The sequence below is a fragment of the Lysobacter tyrosinilyticus genome, assembly GCF_054779815.1.
Window position 1 is genome coordinate 131531 of record NZ_BAAGXN010000002.1, and the last position, 17358, is coordinate 148888.

Genomic DNA, 17358 nt, shown 5'->3' on the forward strand with positions numbered 1-17358 from the left:
ATTGGACCGGAGCTGAGCTACTCAAGTCATTCGTCGAAATAGTCGCTGTCGATCTTCGGAATCCTAACGAGCTGCGACGCGACGCCGACTTCGCAGTCCACCATCAGCTGGGCAAGTTGAATTCCATCGATGAGCACGATCCTCTGGATCGATTTCGCGAACTCGGTCGCCTGCGCGGTGAACGTCGATGTGGTGATGAACACACCCTTGTTGGCTCCCTGCCCTGCCAGCGCGCCATAGAAGCCCTGGATCTCGGGACGCCCCACGCTGCCCTGCCAGCGCTTCGCCTGGACATACACCTTCTCGAGTCCAAGCCGGTCTAATGAGATGACGCCATCGATGCCGGCATCGCCGCTGCCACCGACACGCTGCAGGTCGCTACGGCTGGCGCCGTAGCCCAGCTTGTGCAACACATCCAGCACTACCGTCTCGAAGTACTTAGGTGATACCTGCAGCAAGAGCTCCAGCACCTCGCTACGTACAGATGCGTTGATTTCCTTGAGCGCCTCTTGCAAGCGGTCGTCCGGACTCTGCGCATCCCCTGCTTCAAGCTCCGGCGTGGTCGAACTCGTTGCGATCGCGCCGGTGCCTGCAGGCGCGGGCACATAGCTTTTTGCGATGCGCTCGACCTCCGCTGCCGGAAGAGGCGAGGAGTTGGATGCCGCGTAAGCCAGGCCATCCGGGGTGAGCTTCCAGATACCATGCTTCGGACTTGACGAATAGCCGCTGCGCTTGAGCCTGTCGTGCGCCCAACCTGCCCTGTTCTTGTAAGCGGCCTGGCCTGTCGGGATGAGCTCCTGACGGTCCGCCACCGTGAGGCCCAGCGAATCCGCTGCAGCGTCGTGGACGTCCCGCGCCGTTGCACCTTCCGGATGGCTTCCAAGGAACCTCAGGATCGGTTCGATGAACTTATCGAATGTTGGAACTGGCAAGAGATTCCCCTGACTGAAGAACTTAAGGCTGGACGATTTCAGGCATCGATGCGCCCCTAAATCGTCGGTATGCCTCATCGGCCATCCACGCCGTGACCAGCTTCTGAAATGTCAGATCATTCATGAACCTAACGAAGATATCCTCGTTCTGATCCATACGATCTGAAAACAATCGCTCGATCGCGCTTTTGAACAACAACTCGAACTTCTCGCTCGAATTAACGAGAGCCGCCTGCTGAAGCACGTCGTCGCGCATGGCAGCTTCGACAACCTGATCAAAGAAGAACTGATCGGCCTGATTGAAGTCAGTACCGAAACGCTCATTGATCACGTCAATCAATTGAGACAGGGCGAGAGGATCGTCATGGACATGGCCTGAACCCGTCTGCCTTGGCCCCTCCAAGGGATAGCGTTCGTCGCCTTTCAGCGTGATAGAGCCTTCGCTGATCTTCTGCAGGCGGTAGTACTCCAGCTTGACCTCATCGTCGAACTGGTAGCCCGCGCCGCCATCGCGCTTTGGCAATTTCGTCGAAAGATGACGTACGAACACATACAGACGTTCCAGGTCCGAATCCTGGTAGGGGATCACTTGACTGAGAAAACCATACAAATTCAGGAAAGCATGAAGCTTGCCCCGCCAAAGCTCGGTTTCCTCGGGCGCTTCCTCCAGGCGGACCTTGTACCGTGAGACCACGGGGTCAAGTGCGGCATTCATCGCCTGATGATCCAGCGCACTCTGCTTCTGCTTTGGTTTGAAGTACACCTCGGAGAACCGCGCCACCTCCTCTTCGTAGTAGACGCCAGCGGAGTCAAGCTCTCCCTTGATGACGTAGAGCCTGGCGGGATCGACGTCCTCCCCGATCTCAGCGCCTTCATAGTAGGTCTTGAACGCTTCGCGGATTTCCTCGCGGTCATTGACGAAGTCGAGGACGAACGCATCCTCCTTCAGCGGATGGATTCGATTGAGTCGCGACAGCGTTTGCACAGCCTGTATGCCGGCGAGCCGCTTGTCGACATACATCGTGTGCAGGAGCGGCTGGTCGAATCCAGTCTGGTACTTCTCCGCGACCAGCAGCACCTGGTACTCCTGCGAAGCGAATCGTTCGGGAAGCTCCTTGGCGCGAAGCCCGTCGTTCATTGCCTCTTCAGTGTACGAGACACTGGGAAGCTTGTCGTCCTCGACAAAGCCAGAAAACGCCACGAGCGATCTAATCTGGTAGCCCTTTTCCTTGATGTACTTGTCGAAACTCTGTTTGTAGCGCACCGCCTCGAGGCGCGACCCCGCAACGACCATCGCTTTCGCACGCCCGCCGATCTTGTGGCGGGTGGCGGCATGGAAGTGCTCAATCATCACTTCGGTCTTCTGCGCAATGTTGTGCGGATGAAGCTTGAGGAAACGCGCCAGCGCGCGCGCCGCCTTCTTGCGCTCGACGTTTGGATCGTCCTCGCACGATTTCAGAAGCCGGAAGTACGTCGCATAAGTCGTGTAGTTCTTGAGCACGTCGAGGATGAAGCCCTCCTCGATCGCCTGTCGCATGGTGTAGCGGTGGGCAGGCTTCCCACTGCGTCCGAATGCCGCGAGTGTCTTGTGCTTCGGGGTGGCCGTAAAGGCGAAAAAGCTCAGATTCGCCTGCCGGCCGCGCTTGGCCATACTGCGAAACAGTTCCTCGAGATCTTCTCGACCTTCCTCGGCGGCCCGCTTCTGAGCCTCATTGCGAAGCGCCTCGCCGCCGAGCACCTCTTTCAGGTCCGTTGCGGTCTCACCGCCCTGGGAGCTGTGCGCCTCATCGATGATTACCGCGCAACGTCGGGTCTGGAGCGTTCCTGCACCGGCCTCGCCGCGCTCGTCAGCCATCTTGAGCAGCTGGCGTGAGACGAAAGGGAATTTTTGCAGCGTCGTGATGATGATCGGCACGGCGCTCTCGAGCGCCTCGGCGAGCTGGCGTGAGCTCTCGTCGATCTTCTGCACGACGCCGCGCTTGTGCTCGAACTGGTAGATGTTGTCCTGCAGCTGCTGGTCGAGCACCACGCGATCGGTCACCACGATCACGCTGTCGAAAACGCGCCGGTTACCTCCGTCGTGCAGCGACGCGAGCCGGTGCGTGAGCCAGGCGATCGTGTTGCTCTTGCCGCTGCCGGCTGAGTGCTCCACGAGGTAGTTGTGCCCCGGGCCTTCCTTGCGGGCAGACTCCACGAGGAAGCGCACCGCCTGGAGTTGGTGGTAGCGAGGAAAGACCATCTGCTCGGTCTTCACCTTCCGACCCTGGTCGTCGCGCTTCTCGTCGACTTGCAGATGGAGGAAGCGCGCCAGCAGGTCGAGCAAGCTGTCCTGGGCGAGCACCTCTTCCCAGAGGTAAGCGGTGCGATAGCTCCGTCCTCGTGGATCGGCAGGGTTACCTGCCCCGCCTCCGTCGCCTTTGTTGAAGGGCAGGAAATGGGTCGCGCTGCCCGCGAGGCGCGTCGTCATCAGCACCGTATCGGTGTCGACGGCGAAGTGCACGAGCGTGCGCTTCTTGAACTCAAAGATGGGCTCGCGCGGATCGCGGTCCTGCTTGTACTGGCGTCGGGCGTCCTCAACGGTCTGCCCGGTCATTGCGTTCTTAAGCTCGAGCGTCGCGATGGGAATGCCGTTCACGCTGAGAGTCACATCGAGCGACCTTTCCGAGCGCGCCGAGAAGCGAAGTTGGCGGGTTAGGCCAAGGCGGTTCTTGGCGTAACGCTCCTCGAGCTCCGGGTTCAGCTCGTGCGCGGCCTTGAAGTAGGCGACGAAAAGCGTGCGTCCGTAGCACTTGAACCCGTGGCGCAACGTCGCGAGCGAGCCATTCGTGTCCATCCACTTACAGAGATCCGTGAGGATCTGCTCACCCGTGCTCGGCCCGTGCAGCGCTTCGAGCCTTGCCCATTCCTTGGGCTGCGTGTTCCTAATGAAGTCGAGGACTACGGCCGGGAAAATGGCGCGTTCGCCGTCAAAAGCGTCGCGCGAGACCGCGACGTAACCGTGCCCAAGCAGGTGGTGTTCGATGACCGTCTCGAACGCGGTCTCGGAGTGTCGGGGCGAACTCATGGTGCCCCCCCCGCAAGCCGTTGGTCTAGCCACCAGACAGCGACGCGCACGTACGGTTCAAGGTGCCCATTCGCAGGCATCAACTGACTCCGCTTCCGTTGTAACGTTGTGTTGTCTGGCCCCCGGTAATGGCGAGCTCGGTAGTCGCGGAGCCAACCCACCAGTCCATCGACGATCCCCTTCCGGCGATTCTGGAGCACTTTCAAATTTAGGTTCAGGACGTCGTTGAGCTGGGCGTCGAAGTCGGCGTCACTCGACGCGATGGTTCCATCCATCTCGAAGCGGATTCGCTGTTCGATGCGGTGCGCGACGTTGGCGGGATTGAACTTTAGTTCTTGCTCCCCCTTGCGGGTGTCGCAGTGCTGGCGCGTCGCCGGCTGCCCCTGTCCACCCAGGCAGGCCGCGAGCAGGTTTGAGTACACTAGTTCGAGGTCGGCATTGCGAGACTGGCTGCGCCAGTGCTCGATCTTCATGGCCGTGCCAGTCGGCTCGATTCGAGTCATGCAGTAGCAGCACAGGCCACGCTGCTCGCGGATGAGCGCGGCACGCAGGCTGTCTTTTTCGTTGTAGTTCGCGTAGTTGGAGTGGGCGGTCGCGCGATGCTGGGAAAGGCTGCGCGGCTCCGGGCCTTTAGTGATCTCCCTCATCCCGCGTCTCCTAAGAAGTCGAGAAGCGTGCGGGCCCTAATGACCTCGGCATCGTCCGGCCCGAGCCTGGCCGCAAGCTGACTGATCAGACGGGATGCGTCTTTCAACTTCTTGTCTGTGACGCTCCTCGAGAGCCGATCTATCAGATCCTGCACCTGGGGCGTGCGTGGGGGCGCGTCCATGACCTCCTCCAGCACGCGACTCGAGTCCACGCCGAACGAATGCGTCGGTGAGAACACGGGACCACTTCCAAGGACCTGGATGCGGTCGTGCTCGACCTCGCCGATCACCTGCGGCGAGTGGGTCGTCGCGATGAACTGAAGCTTGGGAAAGGCATCGGGCAGATTGCGCACGATCTCACGCTGCCACTTCGGGTGTAGGTGCAGATCGATTTCGTCAATGAGCACGACGCCTGCCCCCTCGGCGGCAGGGTCATCAAGGCCGGGATTGGCCTGTGCAAGACGACGCGTGAGATCCAGAACGAGAGCGAGCGAGCCTCGTTCGCCGTCTGAGAGCTGGCGCACCGGTATCTCTACACCTCCCCGCTCGATGACGAGGCGTGGCGTAGCCTCGCTACTAGCGCGCAGGTTCGTGTACCCGGGGAGGAATCGGCGCACTGCCTTCTCGAAGGCGTCGAGGACGCGGGTCGAGCTAGGCGTCTCCATAGCAAGCGCAGCCTGCGCGCGCATCCACGCCGCGAACTCGCCTAGGCGCAGCTCCCGAGCCGAGAAGGCCTCGGCGAAAGCGGCGGAATGGCCACCCTTCGCGGCGGACTTGGTAGGCGCACGGTCCGAGGGAACCGCACGCCGAGTCGAGAACAACACGGCGACCGGGCGCAGGACCCTCTTGCCGTCCGCTGCAGGTGGCTTGTCTCCAACAAAGACCGACTTTGTCGGTGTACTAATAGTCTGCTCGCGCGGCAGGCCCTCCTTGCCGGATTGCGCAATAGCTTCGTCGCGCGGCTGATGGATGAGGTAGGAGTAGACCTTCCCGGCGAGGCTCACCTCCGACTCGACCGTGAGCGCATCAGTTCCTGCGCGAATGTCAGGGGCAGTGAAGTTGGGTAGCGGCCCCTTCAGCCCGTTAATGTGGCGCGAGATAGCGGCTAGGCTCACCGCAAGCGACTCGAGCGCGGTAGTCTTGCCCACACCATTGACGCCAATGATCAGGTTAAAACCTGGCTTGAATGAAAACTCGGCTGCCTCGACGGCGCGAACATTGGCGAGCTTGAGTCTAGTGACGATCATGGCGCCGCCTCCCTACTGAGCTGGCCAGTCACCGCGGCAGCGATGAGCGCGGAGCGGCGCTCCTTAAGTAGGGCAATGGTGCGCTCAGTCGCCGTCCGCACGGCGTCGAGCTTCGCGGTTTCGCACGCGATGTGCTCGACGACGGCGCGCTGCTCCCCCTTCGGCGGCACTGGCAAGTACACCTCGAAGAAGCCCTCGGGGTAGAGGCGAAGGCGCGAGGACCAGACGCCCTTCGAATAACGCGTCACCTCCTGGGCAAAGACAGGGAGGCGGACGAGCGCGTCGATATAGGCGGGCGCGAGGCGCGGGCCGGGCTCGTAGACGTTGTAGGCTGGGCTGACGATGCCCTTCACAGGTGCGATGCCCATCGCGCCCATCCACGCCCACAGCGTGTTGATGACGAGATCACCGGGCTCGCAGAGCTTGTAGCCCTCGTTCGTCTCGGCCTCGAACATGTTCACGTCCTTCTCGGACCGAGGCGTGACACCTGTGAGGTGCGAAACGGTGAGCATCTCCTCTTCACCGGTCGTCGAGCGTACGTCGCGCTCGCGGAAGAGCCAGTGGGCGCGTTCGATCTCCCAATGCGCAGGAATCTCGCCCAGCCACGGCACCCCAGAGTCGCGCAGTTTCACCTTCGAGTCGATCCCGCGTGTGACGGCGGTGGCGATGATGGCTTTGCGCTTCTCGGCGAGTAGGTCAAGGACGCGCTGCTTGGCAGAGACCAGTGCGTCGAGCCGCGACGTCTCGCGGTCAAGGAACGAAATGATCGCTTCCTGTTCGTGTCGCGGTGGTAGCGGGATCAGGGTGTCGCCAATAAGATCCGATTCGAGACTCTCGACCGTGGCGCCGACCTTGCTCCACGCTTGCAGAAGTTCGGCTTGATGCCCGTCAATGAGCCGAGCGAGAAAGCGCGGCGCCAAGCGTTCGTTAGGAAGGAACGCCCGCATATCTTGGTTCAGCGAAACCGGCACCTGATTGATCGCCACTGGAATCGAGTGCCGTAGGATTCCCGAGCGCGTGACAAGTAACACCGAATGTAGCGGCACCATTTGAGTCGCGCTGTTCGAGAGACCTTCAGTGGTGATGTGATCTTCGGTGTCGGTGATGCGGTCCGACTTCATGTCCTTGGGCGATACCCAGGGAATGTCGCCCTGCCAGTACTCAGGCTTGCCCTTGTCGGGCGTGCCACCACCAGCCGTTCGACAAAGGTGCTTGATCCGCGCCAGCGGCCACGAAGGGGGCGTGATTCCTACCCACTCGATAACGCTCACTTGGTCATCTCGCGAAGTAGGCGCACGATCTCGTCCTCGGCCGCCTTCAGGTCAACGTCGATCTCGTGCAAGCTGCGCGGCGGCGTGAAGACGTAAAAGTGCCGGTTAAAGTTGATCTCGTATCCGACCTTGTCCTTGCTCCGATCCATCCAAGCATCCGGGACGTGCGGCTTCACCTCGCGCTCGAAGTACGCGTTCACGTCCTCCGTGAGCGGCACGTTCTCGAAGTCTCGCAGATCGGCGTCGGCTTCGAAGCCCGCGCCACGACCACCCGCCGGTATGGGCTCGGCCTTTGTGTCGCGCTGCGTGAACACGGAGCGAAAGAGCTTCTGCTCGGTGGCCTTCCACCGGCTGCCACGCTTCTTCAGGAGCGCCTCTATCTCGTCCCACGTCACCGGCCAGTCCAGGCGCGGCTCGCGGCCAAGCGCCTTGTCGATGGCCTGCACGTCGTCCAGCAGGTGGGGGCAGGCGTCGAGGAAGCGCGCCTTGTCGTCCGTCGTCATCTGGTACCGCAGGCGAAGCGGGCGCTCGATGTTGACGCGCGTGTAGCCGAAGTCGGCGTTGTCGAAGATCTTGGAGCGCGCCCCCCCTTCGAACTTTCCGTAGAGCCGCACGATCTCGTCGATCTGCGTGATGGTCATGTGCCGCCGCTTGTCGCCGAGGCTGCGCTTGCTGTCTTCGCTGCCGCCCGCAGTCCACACGTCGCGCGCGTCGAGCAACTGCACTTTTCCCTTGCGCCGCTTCTCTTTGCGGTTGGTCACGACCCAGACGTAGGTGCCGATGCCGGTGTTGTAGAACATCGCCTCCGGCAACGCGACGATGGCCTCGAGCCAGTCGTTCTCAAGGAGCCACTTGCGGATCTCACTCTCGCCCGAGCCAGCACCACCCGTGAACATGGGCGATCCAGAGAAGACGATCGCCATCCGTGAGCCTTCCTTGTGTTCCTTCGGTTTTACATCCTCGCGCTTGCTCCACATGTGCTGCAGGAACAGGAGTGCGCCATCGTTCACACGCGGCAGGCCCGCGCCGAAACGGCCGTCGAAGCCGCGCTTCTCATGCTCCTTCTGAACTTCCTTCTGCTGCTTCTTCCAGTCGACCCCGAAGGGCGGGTTGCTGATGAAGTAGTCGAAGGTCTCGGACGGGAAACGGTCCTCGATGAAGATGTCGCCGAAACGCACGTTGTCGCCGCCGCCGTTGTGGCTCACCTCCTTCATGAGCATGTCGGAAGCCGCCGTGGCGAAGGCGCGCTTGTTGTAGTCCTGCCCGTAGGCGTAGAGCTTCGCCTCGGTGTTGTGATCGCGCAGGTAGCGCTGCGCCTCGGCTAGCATGCCGCCCGTGCCGCACGCCGGGTCAAGGAGCTTGCGCACCGTACCTGCCGTGGCGAGCAGTTTGTCGTCATGGATGAAAAGCAGATTGACCATGAGGCGGATCACTTCGCGGGGCGTGAAGTGATCGCCGGCCGTCTCGTTCGCAAGCTCGTTGAAGCGGCGTATGAGGTTCTCGAAGATGAGCCCCATCTGCTCGTTCGGCACGTTTGACGGGTGAAGGTCGACGTCGGCGAACTTCGAGACCACGAGGTAGAGGATGTTCGCCTCGTGCATCTTCTCGATCTCGGCCTCGAACTCGAAGTACTCGAAGATGCGCTGGACGTTCGTCGAGAAGCCCTTGATGTAGCTGACCAGGTGCTTGTTGATGTTGTCCGGGTCGCCCTTGAGCTTCTCGAAATCGAGCGGTGAGTGGTTGTGGAAGCGTTGGCCCGCGACCTTGTTCAGCGTAGTGTCGAGTGCATCACCCGCGAGCTTGCCTCCCTTGTGCTTCTCGTGTGCCGCGAGAACCTTGGCCTTCGTTTCGGCGAGGACGCAGTCGAAACGACGAAGCACCGTCATTGGCAGCATCACACGCTCGTACTGCGGCGGACGGTAAGGACCGCGCAGGAGATCTGCAATCTGCCAAATTAGATTCGAGAAATAATTGTGGTCAGCCATGAACTACTTTTTCCCCATCATTCATTTTTCCCCTTCGTTGGGCTGGGGCTAACCCGCAACAATCTTGACTGATCCTCACGAACTATCTCTTTTTCGCAAACCCGCGACGTTTCCGGGATAGGAATGATGCCGGCGCGTGTAGGCGGTGGCGAGTGCCGGGTTTTCACTGAAAGCGGCAAAGAGCGCCAGAGACGTCGTGAGCTACGGCGAGGCCCAGCGCCTGGACGGTAGAACGATGGACTGGTTCGCAGAGACATCAAGCCCGATCGATCAGGCTTTTTGCTGCAAGTCTCGAAGCTTCTCGCCCCACCGCGGAGGCATTCTGCCTCAGGCCTGAGGCTCACAGGCCTCAACGCCGAAGCATTCTGCTTCCACGCCGAAGCAGTTCCGGCCTCCCCCGAGGCTCCCGAGCCTCGACCCTCGACGCAAATTGCTTCATCGCCAAAGCAAAAAGCCTGACGGACAAGGCTCAGGGCCCTCACCCGTCAGGCTTGGTCACTCAATCGCTAGTTCGTACCGACCTCAGGCCGCCGCGACAGGCTCCGCCGCCTTGCTGCCCTTGGCAAACCGCGCCGACAGCTCCTTGCGGGCGCCCTTCAGCGCCTCGTTCTTGCCCGACACCTTGAGCAGGCCGTAGCCCTCCAGGGCGACGGTGATGATGTCGCTGCCGAGCGCGAGGGCGGTGTCGTCGGCGCGTTCGACCAGTTGCTCCAGCTGCTGCAGGCGCGGGCGCAGCTGGTCCAGGGCGGCGAGGTCGGCCTGGGCTTCGGCGAGGTTGAGGCTGGGCGGGATGATCTGCGGGTTGGCGGCCAGCACGGCCAGCGTCTGCCGGCAGAAGACTTCCGACTTGTCGCCCATCTTGTAGAGGTCGCGGCGCTGCGTGGGCGTCAGGGCGATCATCTGGGCGAAGACGCGGCGCAGGGTGGCGATGGCGTTGTCGACGTCGGCGAGGTCCTGGGCCGAGAGGTTCAGTGAAACGAGGTTTTGCATTGGCTATTCCTTACTTCCGTTAGCGAGTCCGGGGCGTGCCTTGGAAGGGCTGGGCCGGACGGTCCATTTGCTCCGCCGCGATCCGTGCGGTGGGTGCTCGGTGCCGAACGGGTCGGTGGGAGCGGTGGGGTTTTCGCAGGTTGGTGGTGGGGAAAGCAAGAGCAAGAGCGCCCCTCATCCGCCCTTCGGGCACCTTCTCCCCGCGATGCGGGGAGAAGGACAAGCATCGACTGGCGGGCACGGCGGGAAGCTCAAACTCAGCCCGCCCGCGCCAACGCCAACGCATCCGGCCCGGCGGGGTAATGCAGTTGATCGCTGCCGTCGTTGGCGGCGCTCCATACCGCTTCGGCCACGTCCTGCGCGGTCGTCACCGCGGCGGGCTGCGCGAAGGCGGCGAACACGCTCTGTGCATAGGGCGCATACGACTCGGGAATCAGGCCCTGCATGCGCGCGCCGCCGTTCTCGGCGAAGCGGGTGCCCGGCCCGTAGCCGGGCTCGACCAGTTTCACGCGCACGCCGAATGGGCTGAGTTCATGCGCGAGCGAGCCGGTGAATCCTTCGATCGCGGTCTTGCTGGCGGTGTACACGGCCACCAGCGGCATCGGCGCGAGGGTGACGCTGGAGGTGACGTTCACGATCACGCCGCTGCGGCGCGCGCGGAATTGCGGGAGGACGGCCTGGGTCATCGCCATCACTCCGAAGGTGTTGGTTTCGAAGATGTCGCGCGTGGTCGCCATCGGGGTGGCTTCGAATGCGCCGAGCAGGCCGATGCCGGCGTTGTTGACGAGCACGTCGATCGGGCCGCTGGCTTCGAGGGCAGTAGCAATACTGGCGGCGTCGGTGACGTCGAGGGGCAGCACGCGCAGGCGTTCGGATGGCGGCAGCAGGTCGGGGCGCGGGGTGCGCATGGTGGCGACCACGCGCCAGCCCTGGGCGTGGAAGTGGCGCGCGGTCTCGAGGCCATAACCGGAGGAACAGCCGGTGATGAGGACGGTCTTCATGGATGCGGGTCTCGCGGTTGGGGGTGCGAGTACTGTCGCGGCCGCGCGTTGGACGATCTACAGTGATGCGTCCGTGATTTGTTGGCGAGCGTCCAGATGAGGAGCCGGCCATGAGCGATCCGTTGTCGCAGATCGTCGCGTTGATGCAGCCGCGCGCGGTGTTCTCCAAGCGCATCAGTGGCGCGGGGCGCTGGGGCGTGCGTTATTCGGAATTCGGCCAGCCGAGTTTCTGCGCCGTGCTGGAAGGCAGTTGCCGGTTGGCGGTCGATGGGTATCGCGCGCTCACGCTGGAACGCGGCGATTTCGTGCTGCTGCCGGCGACGCCGGGATTCACGATGTCCGGCTTCGAGCCGGTGACGCCGGTGCGGATCGATCCGAAGACCTCGCCCTCGCCCACCGGCGAAGTGCGGCACGGCACGCGCGGGGGGCGGCCGGATGTGCGGCTGCTCGGTGGTTACTTCGTGTTCGATTCGCCCGACCCGGCGCTGCTGGTGTCGCTGCTGCCGACGGTGCTGCATGTGCGTGGCGTGGAACGGCTGGCGTCGCTGGTGCGCTTTGTTGCCGAAGAGACCAATACGAAGCGCGCGGGACAGGAGTTGGTATTGGCACGACTGATCGAGCTGCTGCTGATCGAAGCATTGCGCGCGACGCCGGCCGAGGATGCGCCGGCGGGCTTGTTGCGTGGCCTGGCCGATGCGCGTCTGGCGCCGGCGATGCGGCAGATGCATCGGCAATTGGCGCGGCCGTGGACGGTGGCGCAGTTGGCGAAGCTGGCGGTGTTGTCGCGCTCGGCGTTCTTCGAGCGCTTCCTGCGCACGGTGGGCGTGGCGCCGATGGAGTATCTGCTGGCGTGGCGGATGGCGGTGGCGAAGGATCTGCTGCGACGGGGCGAAGCCGGCATCGCGGAAGTGGCCGAGCGTGTGGGGTATGGGTCGGCGAGTACGTTCAGTACCGCGTTCTCGCGGCATGTGGGGATGGCGCCGGGGCGGTATGCGCGGTCGGTATAGCGGCTGACTGGAAGGTCGTTACCGCCTACCCCCTGTGGGCTCGATGGGGTAGCCTCCGCTGCACGGCCGGAGGCCTGTATGGGACGGCATCCCCCACATGGAGACAGTGAATGATGGAAAGGAACTCGGCAGGTCGCGCCCTGCCCCTCTTAGCAGCCGTCCTTACCGCAGTGATGGCGCTCACCGCTACGGCTAACGCGGCCGATGCCGCCGGCCCCACACAGATCCAACCCGGCGAATACATCACCGAGAAGGGCTGGGGGCATCTGCAGGTCACGCAGAATGCGAAGGGGCCGCTGGCCTTCACGCTGCAAACGAGTTCGGGTGAAGACGTCTGCGATCTCAAGGGAGAAATCAAGAAAGGCAAAGGCGTTGCGCGCAACCCCAACGCGAAGGCATGCAGCGTTGCGTTCAAGGCCGGAGCCAGCGCGCTTGAAGTGGCGGCAGCGACGCCGGACGCGTGCAAGAGCTACTGCGGCTACAACGGCGGCTTCGAGGGCACATACCTGAAGGTCGCCAAGGGTTGCGGGCAGGCCGATCTTGCGCAGACGCGCGCGACGTTCAAGCAGCAATACCAGGGCAAGCAGTACAAGGCTGCGCTCGCCACCTTGTCGCCGGTGCTCGACAACTGCGTCACCACGCTGGCGTTCGAGGAAGAAGGCGACATTCGCAACGATCTGGCGATCACGCAGTATCGCAACGGCTTGAAGGCGCAGTGCCTGAAGACGCTGGAGCCCTATGCCGAAGACGCCAAGCTCAGTGACGACCAGGTGTCCGTCGACGACTGGCCGCCGGCGCAGGCCGAGGTCTACCTGAGCATCCTCAAGGCGGCCCGGACCAACATCGGGCTTTGCAGCAAGGGCAAGGTCAAGCGCAAGTAAATTCCGCTTCGTTTCAAGGAGGAAACACCCATGACCAACGAGACCACGCCGGCCGCTGCGCCGGCGACGCTGTCCGATGCCGAGCTGCGCGCCCTCGCCTACTTTGCGGTGGGCGTCTCATCGGAAGGCAGCGTGGGCGGACGCAATGTCGCCTACCACCTGTCCTTCGCCGGCAACATCCGCCAGGGCGTCATGACGCCGGTCGGCAACAGCGGCTATTCGATCGGCACGCTGCAGACGGATCTGGGCCAGCATCCGGAAGTCGCGACCGAGCTGGTGACGGCTTATCAGACCTGGGCCAATCGCGAACATCCGGACTGGGCCCTCACGCCCGCACAGGTGACGCAGACGACCAGCGACCTGTCGCGCAATGGCCACACGATCACGGCGCAGCACGGCCGCGATCTGGATACGGGCATCAAGTCGCATCTCAATCGCTTCCTGGCCTCCGACGCCGGCATCACTTTCGTGCACGACCGCGATGTGGCCCAGGTCGGACGGCTGGTGCGTGCGGGCGGCGCGGTGGATCAGCTGCAGCAGACCACGTTGTATCGCAACGCCTCGACCGACGACCAGGCGCGGCTGGCGACGATCTTCATGAAGCTCGAGAACCAGAGCGGCAATGGCTATTACCCGCGGATTCTAGGGAACATCCAGAACGGGCGAGTAAACAGCGTCGATGATGTGCGCGATGCCGTGGCGGCGATCCTGCCCAATCGCAACAACCGGGTCGATTACGTCGAGTCCGGCAGCACGCATGCCCTGCACGGCGCGGAAGTCTTCATCGCGTTGCGCAACACCGACCCGCGCAACCCGATGCGTCAGAACTGGCAGGACGTGGTCGCCGATCCGCTGATCAATCCGACCACGACGGCGAATGTGGCCGCTCGGCCCAATCTCTCGTCGCAGTATCCGGTGGTGAAGGATCTCTTCATGCATGCGGACAACGCGCCGGCCTTCGTGCACGCGCTGGATCGCGGCGGCACTTACGGCTACGACGTGATCGATGCGCGCGGCCGGCATCACGCGCAGTCGAAGGCGCTGTACGCGGCCGGCGACGATTTCGTGGTGATGGACGGGAACGGGATCGGCAAGTCGTACATCGGCGGGGTCTGGAGCGACGTCAATCGCACCGATCTGGTCCGCGCCACGCATCACGACGGCACCGTCGATCTCAACATGCGCCGCAATGGCGCGATCGAGCGGCTGCTGCATGTCGACCCGAATGCGGCGTTGTTGCGTCCGGCGCGTACGGCGACGACGGATGCTCCGGCGCCGGTCGTGCCGGAAGCTGCGCGGCCTGCGGCACCGACGCCGGCCGCTCCGCCAGCGCACGCGCCGGATGCTCGAGCGCTGCCGCTCAACGGGCGCGATGCCAGCCTGCTCGACGCGATCCAGCGGCAGTTGCCTGCCGGCACGTCGATCGACCAGGCGGCGCATGTGATGGCACGGGCGCAGGAGAGCGGGATTCGCGACGTGGCGCAGCTCGACAAAGTGGCGGTGATGGACGGACAGGCCTGGGTGGTGGGAAAGACGCCGGGCTATTGGGCCAAGGTGGATCTGTCCGCGCCGGTGCCGCCGTTGCAGGAGTCGCTGCGCGCGGTGGATGCGATTGCGCAGCGGGAACCGATGGCGCCGCGTGAGCAGCCGCAGCGGGTGTTGACTTAGCACCGAATTTCGCACTGGACATCCCTCGCCCCGCTTGCGGGGAGAGGGACCGCGTTGCGCAGCAACGCAGGGTGAGGGGGCGTAAGCAAAGCAGCAGCAAAAGCGCCCCTCATCCGCCCTTCGGGCACCTTCTCCCCGCCAAGGCGGGGAGAAGGACATGCACGAAGATTGAATCAAAGCTTGTTCTTCGCGGTCTGCGCGCCACCTGACTCCGGCCCTTACACGCGACCTGCACTACGCAGGGGCGAATGTACTTCTCACTCCAGAGTCATTCGAGGCAAGCCATGGCACGCGACATCCTGCAGACCCTCAAGGACGAACACGACGCCCTTCGCGGCTTGTTCGACGAGTTGAAGGAAACCACCGACCGCGGTGTGAAGAAGCGGGAAGGCCTGCTCGAAGCGATCGAGGCCAATCTCATCCCACATGCGAAATGGGAAGAGCAGGTCTTCTATCCGGCCTTCCGCGAACGTGCCGATCGCGACGGACTGCAGACGCTTGCCGAGGCCCTCGCTGAGCACCATGCGGTCGAGAACTCCGTGATACCGGAAGTGCACGCGGTCGAGCCGGGAACGCCGGAGTTCGCGGGACGCACCAAGGTCTTCGGCGAATTCGTCGATCACCACGCCAAGGAAGAAGAAAAGACCATGTTCAGGATGGCCCGCGAGCTGTTCTCCAGCGAGGAGCGCGCGCAGCTCGACGAAAAGTACGAGGCCTGGAAGAACTCCGATGCGGCGGCCAACCTGCTGCTCGCGGAGAAGGCCAAGGCCGGGTTCAAGGGCGCGGTAAGGTCGCTCCACAGCTGAGCGCGGTAGCAGCGCATCGCCTCTTCGGAGGCGATGCGTGTAGCTCCCCCTCATCGACATCGCGCATCGAAAGGCACTGACATCGTCTATCGAGTCGGCGCACTCCCCGGCGGGAACCCGGCAAACATCTTGGTCACGCCCGTCTGGATTTGTTCGGTGTACTTCTTCGGGTCACGCGGCACCACAGCCTCGGCGGTGCCGCGCCAGATCGCCTGTTTGGTATTGGCGTCGAACATGTCGAGCACCAACGTGCCGACGGTGTAGCTGTGCACGCGCGTGGTGTGCATGCCGGCGTTCATGCCCCACCCCGGGCCCCAGTGGCCCCAGCCGGCGCCCCAGCCCCAGCCGCCCCAGAACGGGTCGTCGTAAAAGGTGTCGAGGTCGTATTCCTGCCGAGTGGCGACATGGGCGGCGAGCACGACATCGCCACCGCTGGCGACCGGTGTCCAGCCTTTGGCGCGCAACTGCGTGTCGACGGCGTCGACGATGCGCTGTGCGACGAGGGGTGGCGCCTTCTCAGCCTTCTCGCGCCAGCTGTAGGTGCGGTAGCCACCGAACTGCGCCGCGGGGTCCTGATCGGTGTAGACGATCGGCGTGCTGGCGCAGGCCGCCAGCGTCGCCGCGATGGCGAGGATCAAAGCAACCAGCATGCGGTTCATTGGAACCTCCTGCGGGGTGATCGAGCGTAGCCCCCGCAGCAGTACCTTCCGCCCGCGACGGTAGTGCGGCCGTGAATGCGGGCGAAACCCGCGGGGCTTGGGTAACCGGTTCAGGCAGGCGCCCTCCGCGCGCTTGCTCCTGTAGAGCCGAGCCTGCTCGGCTTGCTCTTAGGTTCCGCGCGGCGGTTGGAAAGGCGAGCCGAGCAGGCTCGGCTCTACAAGGATCGCTTCACCCGCTTGGCCCGCCCGCAACTGGCACGCCGCGGCCGCATCGCTGGGGTCGTAGACCTTGTATCGATTCCGCCCCTCGGCCTTGGCCTGATACAGCGCGACGTCAGCGTGCTCCACCAGTTGCTCCATATCCGTGGCATCGGTGGGATAGACGCTGATCCCGATGCTGCCGGACACGCTTACTTCGGTCTCGCCGATCGATATCGGCCGCATGATTTCGTGCAGCAACTTCTCGGCGACTACGAGTGACGCGGGGATGTCGTGGGCGGCAGGCTGCAGCACGGCAAATTCATCACCGCCCAGGCGTGCAAGCAGATCGGTCGTGCGCAAGGCCGCGCCCATGCGGCGGGCGATTTCGATCAGCACGGTGTCGCCGGCGGGGTGACCGTGGGAGTCGTTGACTTCCTTGAACTCATCCAGGTCGATCAGATGCAGCACCAGCAGTTCGTCGTGGCGTTGCGCGGAACCGAGCATGTCGACCATGCGACGGTACAGCTCGCCGCGATTGGGCAGACCGGTCAGCGCATCGACGAAGGCCAGACGCTCGTGTTCGTCTTCGCGCAGTTTCTGTGCAGTGGCGTCACGCACGATCTTCATGTAGCCGATATGACGGCCCTGGATGCGCACCGGATACATCATGCCGTCGCCCCAGAACATCGTGCCGTTCTTGCGGATGTGCCAGCGGAAGTCGCCGGCGCAGCCATCCTCCCGCGCCTTGTTCATCTCCTGGAAGGCGATGCCGTTCTTGCGGTCGTTCGGAACGAACAGACGTTCGGCACTCGTGCCTACGATCTCGGGCGAGGTGTAACCGAAGATGCGTACGGCACCTCGGTTCCACAGCATCACCTCGCCCTTGAGATCGGTGACGACGATGGCATGGCTGCTGGGGCTGTCCAGCAGGGCCTGCACGAGTTCGCGATCTTTCATCGCAGACGGCCGGTTGAGTCGTCACGATAGTTGTACAGCCGG

At 63.3% G+C, this 17358-nt stretch carries 14 protein-coding genes; 4 read left to right on the forward strand and 10 right to left on the reverse strand.

The features are described 5' to 3' along the window. Positions 1-26 precede the first annotated feature (26 nt). The 8 genes from ACYVGK_RS06900 to ACYVGK_RS06935 form a co-directional block, all read right to left on the reverse strand. The gene (locus ACYVGK_RS06900) at positions 27-1010 is read right to left on the reverse strand and encodes a restriction endonuclease (protein WP_460732579.1); all 984 of its coding nucleotides are present in this window, start codon (positions 1008-1010) and stop codon (positions 27-29) included. Continuing rightward, complete coding sequence (locus tag ACYVGK_RS06905) at positions 955-3996, reverse strand: type I restriction endonuclease subunit R (RefSeq protein ID WP_460732581.1); 3042 nt, start codon at positions 3994-3996, stop codon at positions 955-957. The genes ACYVGK_RS06900 and ACYVGK_RS06905 overlap by 56 nt, the downstream gene beginning before the upstream one ends. Beyond that, entirely contained in the window at positions 3993-4643 is a 651-nt protein-coding gene (locus tag ACYVGK_RS06910) for a retron system putative HNH endonuclease (RefSeq protein WP_460732583.1), read from the reverse strand. Before ACYVGK_RS06910 ends, ACYVGK_RS06905 begins: the two co-directional genes overlap by 4 nt. Continuing rightward, entirely contained in the window at positions 4640-5890 is a 1251-nt protein-coding gene (locus ACYVGK_RS06915; RefSeq protein WP_460732585.1) for an AAA family ATPase, read from the reverse strand. Before ACYVGK_RS06915 ends, ACYVGK_RS06910 begins: the two co-directional genes overlap by 4 nt. Further along, entirely contained in the window at positions 5887-7161 is a 1275-nt protein-coding gene (locus tag ACYVGK_RS06920) for a restriction endonuclease subunit S (RefSeq protein ID WP_460732587.1), read from the reverse strand. The genes ACYVGK_RS06915 and ACYVGK_RS06920 overlap by 4 nt, the downstream gene beginning before the upstream one ends. Next, positions 7158-9146, reverse strand: coding sequence for a type I restriction-modification system subunit M (locus ACYVGK_RS06925; protein WP_460732588.1), 1989 nt, complete (start codon positions 9144-9146; stop codon positions 7158-7160). The genes ACYVGK_RS06920 and ACYVGK_RS06925 overlap by 4 nt, the downstream gene beginning before the upstream one ends. Before the next feature lie 522 nt (positions 9147-9668). Next, positions 9669-10136, reverse strand: coding sequence for a hypothetical protein (locus ACYVGK_RS06930; protein ID WP_460732590.1), 468 nt, complete (start codon positions 10134-10136; stop codon positions 9669-9671). A gap of 257 nt (positions 10137-10393) precedes the next feature. Then, the gene (locus ACYVGK_RS06935) at positions 10394-11137 is read right to left on the reverse strand and encodes an SDR family oxidoreductase (protein WP_460732592.1); all 744 of its coding nucleotides are present in this window, start codon (positions 11135-11137) and stop codon (positions 10394-10396) included. A 110-nt stretch (positions 11138-11247) separates the two neighbouring features. On the opposite strand from ACYVGK_RS06935, the gene ACYVGK_RS06940 reads away from it, so the two are divergent. The 4 genes from ACYVGK_RS06940 (at position 11248) to ACYVGK_RS06955 (ending at position 15499) form a co-directional block, all read left to right on the forward strand. Next, positions 11248-12144 (forward strand): AraC family transcriptional regulator, encoded by an 897-nt coding sequence (locus tag ACYVGK_RS06940; RefSeq protein WP_460732593.1) that lies wholly within the window; start codon positions 11248-11250, stop codon positions 12142-12144. A 113-nt stretch (positions 12145-12257) separates the two neighbouring features. Next, complete coding sequence (locus ACYVGK_RS06945; RefSeq protein ID WP_460732595.1) at positions 12258-13025, forward strand: hypothetical protein; 768 nt, start codon at positions 12258-12260, stop codon at positions 13023-13025. Positions 13026-13055: 30 nt separating this feature from the next. Continuing rightward, a complete protein-coding gene (locus ACYVGK_RS06950; protein WP_460732597.1) occupies positions 13056-14693 on the forward strand; it encodes an XVIPCD domain-containing protein in 1638 nt (545 codons plus the stop codon). A gap of 284 nt (positions 14694-14977) precedes the next feature. Then, positions 14978-15499: a hemerythrin domain-containing protein gene (locus tag ACYVGK_RS06955; protein WP_460732599.1), complete on the forward strand. Its 522-nt coding sequence runs from the start codon at positions 14978-14980 to the stop codon at positions 15497-15499. Positions 15500-15585: 86 nt separating this feature from the next. Here ACYVGK_RS06955 and ACYVGK_RS06960 read toward each other — a convergent pair whose 3' ends face one another. Together ACYVGK_RS06960 and ACYVGK_RS06965 are read right to left on the reverse strand one after the other, a co-directional pair. Continuing rightward, positions 15586-16158, reverse strand: a complete 573-nt coding sequence (locus tag ACYVGK_RS06960) for a DUF4136 domain-containing protein (protein WP_460732600.1) — start codon at positions 16156-16158, stop codon at positions 15586-15588. 168 nt (positions 16159-16326) lie between these two features. Next, positions 16327-17316 (reverse strand): diguanylate cyclase domain-containing protein, encoded by a 990-nt coding sequence (locus ACYVGK_RS06965; protein WP_460732601.1) that lies wholly within the window; start codon positions 17314-17316, stop codon positions 16327-16329. Positions 17317-17358: the final 42 nt, after the last annotated feature.